Source organism: Mycolicibacter sinensis, from assembly GCF_001667945.1.
Taxonomy (GTDB): Bacteria; Actinomycetota; Actinomycetes; order Mycobacteriales; family Mycobacteriaceae; genus Mycobacterium; species Mycobacterium sinense_B.
The window spans coordinates 1-10,136 of record NZ_LZJK01000096.1 but is presented as its reverse complement, the minus strand read 5'-3'; the positions used below and the strand labels follow the sequence as shown (position 1 = coordinate 10,136).

The window sequence follows — 10,136 nt, the reverse complement described above, 5'->3', positions numbered from 1 at the left end:
GCTCGTGATGCCGGTGTTGGCAACGCGAAGCCGGTATTCGGACTGACCGCGACGCACCGAAATGCGCCGCGGAACACCGTAGCGGGCCTGTGTCGGAGTCACACCGACTTCCCTGGCACTTCGCGCCGATACCCTAACACCAACCGAAAGGACACCCACAGATGACCGCACCCGAAGCAGACCTGACCGGATGGACCCCGGCACCGTTCACCGGTGGCGGTTTCACCCACGACGTGTACCGTAAGGGCGAGGGCCCCGGGGTGGTGCTGATCCCCGAGATCCCGGGTCTGCACCCCGGGGTGCTGGGTTTGGGAAATCACTTGATGGACAACGGATTCACCGTCGCCATTCCCTCCTTGTTCGGCGAGCCCGGTAAGGCGATCACGCCCGGCTACGCGCTGAGCACCATCGCGCGGGCCTGCGTGACGCGGGAGTTCGCCGCGTTCGCCACCGGCAAGCAGCGCCCGGTCACCCAGTTTCTGCGGGCGCTGGCCCGTGACCTCAACGAGACGACGCCGGGCAAGGGCGTCGGGGTGATCGGCCAGTGCTTCACCGGCGGTTTCGCGCTGGCCGCCGCGGTCGATGACGCCGTGCTGGCGCCGGTGCTCAGCCAGCCGTCGGTGCCGCTTCCGCTGACGTTGAAACAGCGCCGCGACCCGGGGCTCTCCGAGGTCGAGCTGGGTGTGGTCGCCGACCGCGCCGCCAACGACGGGCTGTGCGCGCTCGGCCTGCGGTTCAGTGAGGACAAGATGGCCCCGGGGGATCGCTTCGCGACGCTGAAGGCGCGGCTGGGCGACGCGTTCGAGGTGATCGAGATCGATTCGTCGCCGGGCAATCCGCATGGGCTGTCCCGGATGGCGCACTCGGTGCTCACCGACCAGGTCCGCGAAATCGACGGCCACCCGGCCTACGAGGCGCGCAAGCGCGTGGTGCAGTTCCTCACCGAGCGGTTGAGGTAACGGAGCGCACCTCGGTCCCGAGAGCTTGTCGATGTTTCCCATACAGCACCGTCGTAGGGCGGGCGGGGCTCGAACCCACGACCAACCGATGATGAATCCGGAATTAGTCCGTTAATGAATCAGCCCTCCACGCCAACATGGGGTGACGACAGAGTGTCGGTGCTCTTCACGGCCGGTGGGCAAGCATCGTGGGGACACGGCTGTGCCCGTCGATGAAGGTGCGGAGCGCGGGATCGAGAAAACCCGAAACGCCGAGCAGATCTGCGTACCGGCCTGCGATATCTTCGGACCAGACACGGTGATGATGGCCGATCCGATTGCGAAACTCACGGAGACGGCTTATCGGGTCATGGATGGTTCCCAGATTCCGGTTCGGGGCGTGAGGAAACGCCGACACGAGGTCCGGCCACAGAAACGTCTGCTTTTTAGACACCATCTGATGCCAGAATCCGAACGATAGCTCGGAGATAATCTGGCCGGAGTTCAGGCTCTTCCGGTTCCTCCGGACACGACGCTTGGCTTCATCGACGTCGACATAGGGTCGACGATGCCTTCCCAACCCACCCGCATCTCGCCCGAGTTCACAGGCGTCATCGAAGATCCAGTGCCCGCTGCGTCCGAGTTGCGTGTGCCGTTGGGACATGCGGCGGTCGACGGCGTTGCGAAATGCCACTTCGAAGTAGGCGAATGACTCCCAGAATGCGGCTGACACGGCGGTGTTCCAACGGTAGAGTTCCATCGCCCGCGATTTGTCACCACCCGTGAAGGCCAGGTAGTGGCCAAGACGTGCCGGACCGAAGTGGTGGTCGTAGAACGCCCAATTGCCCACGAAACCCTTCTATCTGTACTATCGAAGCCGAACACCCCGGAACCGTCCCTGTAGTCCTCCCCGGAGGGCCGATCAAACGGCCGGGGTTCTGTCTTTCCGGAGGTAGCCTCCGACTTTCCCCGCGGCGGCAATCGTGATGCCCCCGCGCGATCGGCATCTCTGTGTCACGGCACGGTGACTATCCCACATCGGGCCGGCTGTTGACCGGCATTCGGGCTGAGGCTAGGAGGACAAAGAACTGCCCAGGATCGTGGATCACCTCGTAGCGCACCTTCGAGGCACTGCGTATGGCCGGACCAACTCGGTAGAGACCGCCCCCGGCGGTACGGAATGTCGGACCATTGCCGTAAGAACTAGTCCATGAAGATTGTCTTCCTGCACGGTATCGGCGACGGCGACCCCAATAAGAGTTGGTTGCGGGGCCTCAACCAAGGACTACAAGCAGCTGGACATCTACCGATTGATGAACGGGACGTCATAGCGCCCTCATACGCGTCGATCCTGGCCACCAAGGGTATTTCGGCGAAGATACCCGACGTGACGTACCGACCCAAAGACGACCGGAAGAGTCGGCGGGAGTTTGAGCGTCGCCAGGCCGCGGTGCAGCGATTCATCCAGCGAGAAGACACCGCTGCGGGGTTCGGCTTCAACAAGTTCCCCAAGCCGTGGATGGACGTCGCCGTCGACCTCGGTGTTCAACGGCTCCGAATGATGGACCTCGACTACGTCGAGAATTACGTGAACAACGAGGGCGTCCGGGGCGCGGTTCTGCGGTGCATCCTCGATCAGCTCCCGGTGCGGAGGGAAATCATCCTCATCGGCCACAGCCTGGGCAGCGTGATCGCGATCGACCTGCTTGATCACCTGCCCGAGAAGCTACATGTACGCCGGTTCATCACCGCTGGCAGCCCAGCCAATAGCCCATCGCTCTACCGGGGCAGGGAACGGTTGTTGAAGAAGTTCCCGTACGCGCGGGTCGATGACTGGACGAACATCTTCAACCACCGCGACATCGTCACCAGCGGGCGAGGGCTGGCCTCGGTATTCCCGGGCGCACAGGACTTCGCGCTGAACGCGGCCGGGTTCCTCGTACATGGCGCGGAGGAATACCTCAGAGACCCAGTCGTCACCAAGCTCGTGGCCCAGGTTCTCTATCCGTCCAAGGAACCGGTTCCCGCAAGATACGACTTGGCGATCCGACTGAGTGACAAGGACCTGGCGACCCTGGTCAGGCTCCGGTTCGCTCACGCCGTCGGCAAGCACATCAAAGATGAGGAACGCAGGACCCGCTATATGGATGCCTTGAAGCTGATTCAGGATGACCTGGCCGCTCAAGCAGAACAGATAGCGCGGAACAGCGTTCCGCTGCCGTCAGAGTGGTACGACGTCATCGACGGAAAGGTTCCGCCGCTGCCGGAACGGTTCGACCTGCGTGATGTGGTCAGCATGCTGGTCTCCCTGGCGGCGACGAATTTCATCGAGCCGTATGAGATCGACACCGGCGATGCGCAGAAGGAGGCCATCGGTGACATGCTCCTGGCCCTGGGCATGCCGCGTAAGCACCGGGTGCAGATCATCAGCGCTCTAGAGGATGTTGAAGCTGCACTCAACCGCAGTGGCGGACTCCCTTGGGGCCGGATCGGAATCGCCGCTGCAGGACTGGCGCTACTGGCCGCCGGTCCGGTCGGCCTGGCCATGGCAGCCCTTGCATCGGCCTTCGGGGCTGCTGCGATCACCGGTGGGTTGGCGGCATTCGGCCCAGGGGGGATGATCGGCGGACTGGCCACCCTCGGTGGGCTCGCTGCCAGCGGTGCCGGCCTGGCAGCTGGGGCGGCATTCAACGACACCAGCCCGGAACGAGTGATGCTCAACGTCACCCAACTCACGCTCCGGGTTGCCGCCGCACGGGCCCATCAATTACTTCAGCTACCCGAGGACACCCAACTGTGGGGTCAGCTCACCCTCCTGGAGACCCAGATCGCCGCTGAACTCAACCGGCTCGAACCGTTCAGCGACCCTGGCTGCCCACGGATCAAACAGCTGCACGCCGCGTTGACTGTGATCCGAAAGCTGCTGCGGTTCCTCATCGATAAACGGCTCGGGCAAGCGACCGCCATCAACGGGGACGGGACTGAGATCCACAGTCACAGCAGTGAGCCTGCGGTGCTGCCCGGATAAGTTGGGTTCTTCTCCCGTTAGCATCGGTGCCGTGTTCGTACCGGATCGCATCACGGTCATCGGTATCGGCGCCGACGGGTGGGACGGGGTGACCGAGGCTGCGCGGGCGGCAATCATGGCCGCCGACGCCGTGGTCGGCGCGCCGCGGCAGCTGGCGATGCTGCCGGAATCAACCGGGCAGCAGCGGCACAGTTGGCCCTCACCGCTGCGCGCCGGGCTGCCCGCGCTGTTCGACGGCCTGGCCGGCCAACGGGTGGTCGCGCTGGCCTCCGGCGATCCCCTGCTGTCCGGTGTGGGCAACACCCTGATCGAGCTGTTCGGTACCGACAAGGTCACCGTGATCCCGGCCGTTTCCTCGGTGGCCCTGGCCCGGGCCCGGTTGGGCTGGCCGGCCGAGTCGGCGGCGGTCGTCCGGGCTGGCGATGTCCATGCGGTGCTGCGCGAGTTGGCGCCGGGCCGGCGGGTGCTGGTGCTCTCCGCCGATGAGACCATCCCCCGGCAGCTGGCGGCCCTACTCGTAGACCGTGGCTACGGGGCAAGCCGGATGGTGGTGCTCGGCGACCTGGGCGGGGCGGGCGAATCCACGCTGGACTCCACTGCGGCCACGTTCACCGGACCGGCCCCGCGGCTCAACATCGCCGCCCTGGAGCTGGCCGGTCCGCTGCTGACCGGCTGGGCGCCCGGCCTGCCCGATGACGCCTACGACCACGACGGGCAGCTCACCAAACGCGACCTGCGGGCCTCCGCGCTGGCACGCCTGGCCCCGGCGCCGGGACAGCTGCTGTGGGATGTCGGCGCGGGTGCCGGCTCGATCGGTATCGAGTGGATGCGCGCCCACCCGAGTTGCCGGGCCATCGCCATCGAAGCCAACTCGGCTAGGGCGCAGCGTATCTCGGGCAACGCGGCCAACCTCGGGGTGCCCGCGCTGCAGGTGGTATGCGCCGAGGCCCCGACGGCGCTGGCAGGGCTACCTACACCGGACGCCATCTTCATCGGGGGCGGGCTGAGCCGGCCCGGGGTGCTCGACGCCTGCCTGGTCGCGCTGCGGCCCGGCGGGCGACTGGTCGCCCACGCCGTCACGCTGGAAACCGAGGCGCAGCTGGCCCTGGCCTACGCCGAGCGCGGCGGCGAGCTGACCCGTATCCAGGTCGAACACGCTGCCCCGCTCGGTGCTTTGACCGGCTGGCGGCCCGCCCGCGCGGTCACCCAGTGGGCGCTAACCCTGCCCGCTTGACGACGAAGAACAGCCTGCCCGCCGAACGTGTAACCATTGCGAGTTTCCGCGAGATTTTTCGCAGTGGTTACACGTTCGGCGGGTCAGTGTCTTGCGACTAGAGTCCCCGGTCCCGCGCCGGGTCGTAGAGGTGGCTCTCCCCGGCACACGGGTCGGGCAGGTCGGCAACCGCTCGGCCCACCAGAATGACTGCGGCCGAACGCAATCCCGCCGCCTCGACGGCATCGGCGATGTCGGCGACGGTGCCGCGCAGCACCAGTTCGTCGGGCTGTGACGCGCGGTAGACCACCGCGACCGGGCAGTCCGCACCGTAGTCGGATTCCAGCTGGCTCATCAGTTCTCGGGTCCGGGTGATCGCCAGGTGCAGCACCAGGCTGGCCCCGGTCGCGGCGAACGCAGCCAGTGATTCGGACTCCGGCATCGCGGTGGAGGCGGCTTGCGCCCGGGTCAGCACCACCGACTGCGTCACCAGCGGCACCGTGAGCTCACGCCCGACCGCCGCGGCCGCTGCCGCATAGGCCGGCACTCCGGGCGTGATCTCCCACGGCACCCCGGCGGCATCGAGCCGGCGGGTCTGCTCGAAGACCGCGCTGTAGAGCGACGGATCACCCGACACCAGCCGCACCACCCGCCGGCCCGCCCGGGAGGCGGTGATCAGCCGGTTCACGATCGAGTCCAGGTCCAGATCGGCGGTGTCGACGAGTTCTGCTGTGCCGCAGCACTCTTCGAGTACCTGCGGATCCAGGTAGCTGCCCGGGTAGAGCACCACCTCGGCGTCGGCCAGCAGGCGTGTCGCCCGCACCGTCAGCAGATCCGCGGCGCCCGGTCCGGCGCCGACGAACCGCACCGTCACCGCACCCACCGCGGGGTCCATACCCGGCCCGACGACGCCACCCGCGTCGACGACGCCCCCACCAGGACAAGGCATTTCATGTCGATCGCGTCGGTGTCCAGCTCACCCAGCGTGGTGACCGTGAGCGCCTCGGACTCCCGGCCGACGTCGCGGCCGACCACCACCACGGTCTGCGGGGCGCGGTGCTCCAGCAGCACTTTGCGGGCCATCGCGATCTGGTCGGGTCTTGCCCGCGAGGCCGGGTTGTAGATCGCCAGCACCAGATCGGCCTGCGCGATCGCGGCCAGCCGCGCCTCGATCACCTCCCACGGCTTGAGCCGGTCCGACAGGCTCAGCACCGCGAAGTCGGCCCCGATCGGAGCGCCGGCCGCCGCGGCCACCGCCTGCACCGCCGACACGCCGGGCAGGACCCGCACCGAAACATGCTGGTATTGCTCATCGGAGGCCGCTTCGAACACGGCGGCGGCCATACCGAAGACCCCGGCGTCCCCGCCGGAGACCACCGCCACCTTCTCACCGCGGGCCGCCAGATCCAGCGCGAAGCGGGCCCGATCCAGCTCGACGGTGTTGCCCGAGGAGTGCCGCTGCAACCCGGCTCGCTGCGGGATCCGCGCGAGGTAGGGGCCATAGCCCACCACGTGGTCGACGGTGGCCAGTGCCGCGACCGCCTCGCCGGTCAGCCACTCGCCGGGCCCCGGGCCCAGCCCGATCACCAGCAACTCGGCCGGCTCGGCGACCGGCTCGACAACGGCCGGGACCGCATCGGCCGGCGTCCGGGACCGCTGCCCGTTGCGGGAATCCCCGTCGACCACGATCAGCGACAGATACGGCACCTCGTCGGCCTCGCCCATGGCGGCAACCGGCAGCCAGCGCTGTTGCGGATGGCTGGCCCGTTCGACGTAGTAGGCGTGCTCCAACCGGCCGGCGGCGGCCAGCGCGCGGCGCACGGCCGGGAAGGTGCGGCCCAGCTTCATGATGATCGCGCCGTCAGTGTCGGCCAGCCGCATCGCCAGCTCGTGCTCGGCCAGAGTGCCCGGCAGCACGGTCAGCACGTCGGTCTGGCGCACCAACGGCATCCCGAGTGCGGCGGTGGCGGCGCTGAACGCCGGCACGCCGGGGATGATCTCGGTGTCGAAGCGCGTCGACAGCCGGTCGTGCATGTACATGAACGAGCCGTAGAACAGCGGATCGCCCTCGGTCAGCAGCGCGACCGTGCGGCCCGCATCCAGGTGGGCGGCCAGCCGTGCCGCCGAGGCCTCGTAGAAGTCGGCGAGCGCTCCGGCGTAGCCGCCGGGGTGGTCGGTGACGCCGGTGGTGACCGGGTAGCGCAGCTCCTCCTCGAGAACGCCGGGACGGATCAGATCAGCGGCGATGGTGCGCGCATACGACGCCTTGTTGACCCCGGCGTGATAGGCCACCACGTCGGCGTCGGCGATGATCCGCGCGGCCTTGCGGGTGATCAGCTCCGGGTCACCGGGCCCGAGGCCCACCCCGTAGAACGTGCCGGTCATTCGGCATCCGAGGCGAGGGCGTTCAACGCCGAGGAGGTGATCGCCGAGCCGCCGCGCCGGCCGCGCACCGTCACGAACGGGATGTCGATGCCGTGCTCGGCGTGCAGTGCGGCCAACGCCTCCTTGGACTCGGCGGCGCCGATGAACCCCACCGGGCAGCCGACGATCACCGCGGGGCGCGGCCCCCCGTCGAGGATCAGCTCCAGCAGATGGAACAGCGCGGTGGGGGCGTTGCCGATCGCGACGACGGCACCGGCGAGCTCCGGCTCCCACAAGGAGACCGCCGCCGCCGAACGGGTGGTGCCCCACTTGCGGGCCAGCTCGGGCACCCGTTCGTCGCGCAGGTAGCAGCGCACCGCGTTGCCGGCGGGCAGCCGCCCGGCGGTCACCCCGACCGCCACCATCCGGGCATCGCAGAGGATCGGTGCGCCGGCGTCGAGGGCGGCGCGGCCGGCGGGCACCGCCTCGGGGTGGATCAGCAGTTCCTTGGCGACGTCGGTCTGCCCGGCGCCGTGGATCATCCGCACCGCGAGCCGCTCCGCACTCGCCGGGATATGCGACAGGTCGGACTCGCGGCGGATGGTGGCGAACGATTCGACGTAGATGGCCGGGCCGTCGTCGAGGTAGTCGTAGCGCTTGGTGGGTCTGTTCAAGCCAACTCCTACGCAGGGACGAAGATGCCGTGCCACGGGGTCACGACGAGCTCGGCGGCATCCAGCAGGGTGCGTCCGAATGCGGCTGTCAACACCCCGTCAGGCACCGGCACATGGGTGCCGCCAGGCACCGGACCGTAGGGTAGCGGACCCGACGGTCCGGGCAGGCGGGCGTCGGCCGTGACGGCAGGCGCAAGCGGGCCGGAAAGTTCCCGGATATGCCAGGGGGCGTCGGGTCCGTCGCCGCGGGCGGCCTGGAACGCCGCCGCCACCGCGGCCACCCGTTCGGCGGCGTCGGCGAGGTTGAGCACGGCGCCCCAGCTCTCCCCGACCCGCAGCTGTGCTTCGGTGTCGCTGAGCGCCACCAGGCCGGTGTCGGCGGTCCGGTCGATCAGGTCGCCGCGGCCGTCGTCGAGGACGAACAGGAAGCGTCCCGGCAACCGGGCCAGCCGCGAGTCGGCGCAGAGCAGCGCGTCGAGCCGCTCCGCCACCGGGCGTAGGTCGACGCGCCCGCCGGCATGTCCGGTCTGCGGGGAGACCAGGATGTTGCGGATCAGCTCGTGGCTGCGTGACGGTAGCAGCCCGGTGGCTTCGATGGCGGCCACGACAGCCGGATCGAGGCGCCCGTCGCGCCCGGGCAGGCCCCGCAGTTGCAGGTTGGCCCGGGTGGTCAGGTGAACGGAGCCGTCGGAGAACTCGGCGCTGGCGTCGAGCAGTCGCGCCAGCGAGGCCGCCGAAAGCCGGCCACCGACCAGCCGCAGCCGCGCCAGCAGCCCGTCCTCAGCCGGCCACGGGCGCAGCACGCCCGGGCACCGGTCGGCACGGGTGCGGTGGTTGGCGCTGGGAAGGGCTGACACTGCGGGCTACATGACCTCTCGGGCTCGCCGAAACCTTACCGCCCCCGCCCACCGCGGCCTCGTTGTCACGCTAAGCCCAGATCATATTCCGCACAACCCGTGATGATCGGAAAATTTTCTATCGGCAGTCGCCCCAATGTGATTGCCGATGCGCAAGTGGAAATGCCAGCGACCGAAGTCGACGGTGGCGTAGCCGTCCGCCACCGACATCCGCTCGGGCGCATTCGGCGCAACCACTTCCCAAGCGGCGCCGTGGAGGATGGTGCCGAACCAGATCTCCGGCTTCGACGACGGCTGGTTCGGCGATAACGGCCTGAGTCATGTCGAGCCACCTCTGCTGTCCGGTCGACAGCGCATTGCAGCCACACCGGCCAGCTTGAGTCGCCACGCCGCGTTACCCGGTCGGCGGCCTGTTTGGCGCTGCTGGAGCGTACTGCTGAACCGGCGGGAATCAGCGGTTTTCTCGGTCAGCGGGGCCGCGGCCGTCGTCGAGGACGAACAGGAAGCGTCCCGGCAACCGGGCCAGCCGCGAGTCGGCGCAGAGCAGCGCGTCGAGCCGCTCCGCCACCGGGCGTAGGTCGACGCGCCCGCCGGCATGTCCGGTCTGCGGGGAGACCAGGATGTTGCGGATCAGCTCGTGGCTGCGTGACGGTAGCAGCCCGGTGGCTTCGATGGCGGCCACGACAGCCGGATCGAGGCGCCCGTCGCGCCCGGGCAGGCCCCGCAGTTGCAGGTTGGCCCGGGTGGTCAGGTGAACGGAGCCGTCGGAGAACTCGGCGCTGGCGTCGAGCAGTCGCGCCAGCGAGGCCGCCGAAAGCCGGCCACCGACCAGCCGCAGCCGCGCCAGCAGCCCGTCCTCAGCCGGCCACGGGCGCAGCACGCCCGGGCACCGGTCGGCACGGGTGCGGTGGTTGGCGCTGGGAAGGGCTGACACTGCGGGCTACATGACCTCTCGGGCTCGCCGAAACCTTACCGCCCCCGCCCACCGGGGCCTCGTTGTCACGCTAAGCCCAGATCATATTCCGCACAACCCGTGATGATCGGAAAATTTTCTATCGGCAG

The 10,136-nt window shown here is 68.6% G+C and carries 10 protein-coding genes and 1 riboswitch; of the genes, 3 read left to right on the top strand and 7 right to left on the bottom strand.

Annotated features, from left to right (window positions below; genetic code table 11):
• Positions 1-11: 11 nt before the first annotated feature.
• Positions 12-138, bottom strand: a riboswitch (cobalamin riboswitch).
• 23 nt (positions 139-161) lie between these two features.
• Positions 162-959 (top strand): dienelactone hydrolase family protein, encoded by a 798-nt coding sequence (locus A5694_RS13550; protein WP_064922355.1) that lies wholly within the window; start codon positions 162-164, stop codon positions 957-959.
• A 166-nt stretch (positions 960-1,125) separates the two neighbouring features.
• Here A5694_RS13550 and A5694_RS13545 read toward each other — a convergent pair whose 3' ends face one another.
• Positions 1,126-1,788, bottom strand: coding sequence for an Abi family protein (locus A5694_RS13545; protein WP_064922354.1), 663 nt, complete (start codon positions 1,786-1,788; stop codon positions 1,126-1,128).
• Positions 1,789-2,148: 360 nt separating this feature from the next.
• On the opposite strand from A5694_RS13545, the gene A5694_RS13540 reads away from it, so the two are divergent.
• Entirely contained in the window at positions 2,149-3,966 is a 1,818-nt protein-coding gene (locus A5694_RS13540) for a hypothetical protein (protein ID WP_131809581.1), read from the top strand.
• A 22-nt stretch (positions 3,967-3,988) separates the two neighbouring features.
• The gene (gene cbiE, locus A5694_RS13535) at positions 3,989-5,200 is read left to right on the top strand and encodes a precorrin-6y C5,15-methyltransferase (decarboxylating) subunit CbiE (protein ID WP_419179745.1); all 1,212 of its coding nucleotides are present in this window, start codon (positions 3,989-3,991) and stop codon (positions 5,198-5,200) included.
• A 97-nt stretch (positions 5,201-5,297) separates the two neighbouring features.
• Here the strand turns inward: cbiE and cobM are convergent, their stop codons facing one another.
• From cobM to A5694_RS13510, 6 genes are all read right to left on the bottom strand, one after another.
• Complete coding sequence (cobM, locus tag A5694_RS13530) at positions 5,298-6,074, bottom strand: precorrin-4 C(11)-methyltransferase (RefSeq protein WP_064922351.1); 777 nt, start codon at positions 6,072-6,074, stop codon at positions 5,298-5,300.
• Positions 6,050-7,564 carry a precorrin-3B C(17)-methyltransferase gene (cobJ, locus tag A5694_RS13525; RefSeq protein ID WP_064922350.1) on the bottom strand — a complete coding sequence of 505 codons (1,515 nt, stop codon included), beginning with the start codon at positions 7,562-7,564 and terminating at the stop codon, positions 6,050-6,052. Before cobJ ends, cobM begins: the two co-directional genes overlap by 25 nt.
• Positions 7,561-8,217, bottom strand: coding sequence for a precorrin-8X methylmutase (locus tag A5694_RS13520; protein ID WP_064922349.1), 657 nt, complete (start codon positions 8,215-8,217; stop codon positions 7,561-7,563). The genes cobJ and A5694_RS13520 overlap by 4 nt, the downstream gene beginning before the upstream one ends.
• Before the next feature lie 8 nt (positions 8,218-8,225).
• On the bottom strand, positions 8,226-9,074 hold the full coding sequence (locus A5694_RS13515; protein ID WP_064922348.1) for a nitrite reductase: 849 nt from the start codon (positions 9,072-9,074) through the stop codon (positions 8,226-8,228).
• 81 nt (positions 9,075-9,155) lie between these two features.
• Positions 9,156-9,350 (bottom strand): DUF7676 family protein, encoded by a 195-nt coding sequence (locus A5694_RS25285; protein WP_428844276.1) that lies wholly within the window; start codon positions 9,348-9,350, stop codon positions 9,156-9,158.
• A gap of 175 nt (positions 9,351-9,525) precedes the next feature.
• The gene (locus A5694_RS13510) at positions 9,526-10,008 is read right to left on the bottom strand and encodes a hypothetical protein (RefSeq protein ID WP_234787924.1); all 483 of its coding nucleotides are present in this window, start codon (positions 10,006-10,008) and stop codon (positions 9,526-9,528) included.
• Positions 10,009-10,136 lie beyond the last annotated feature (128 nt).

Bases quoted from the DNA above. Each gene is read 5' to 3' on its own strand.
- cobM (WP_064922351.1), bottom strand. From the start codon at position 6,074: ATGGACCCCGCGGTGGGTGCGGTGACGGTGCGGTTCGTCGGCGCCGGA.
- A5694_RS13550 (WP_064922355.1), top strand. From the start codon at position 162: ATGACCGCACCCGAAGCAGACCTGACCGGATGGACCCCGGCACCGTTC.
- A5694_RS13540 (WP_131809581.1), top strand. From the start codon at position 2,149: ATGAAGATTGTCTTCCTGCACGGTATCGGCGACGGCGACCCCAATAAG.
- cobJ (WP_064922350.1), bottom strand. From the start codon at position 7,564: ATGACCGGCACGTTCTACGGGGTGGGCCTCGGGCCCGGTGACCCGGAG.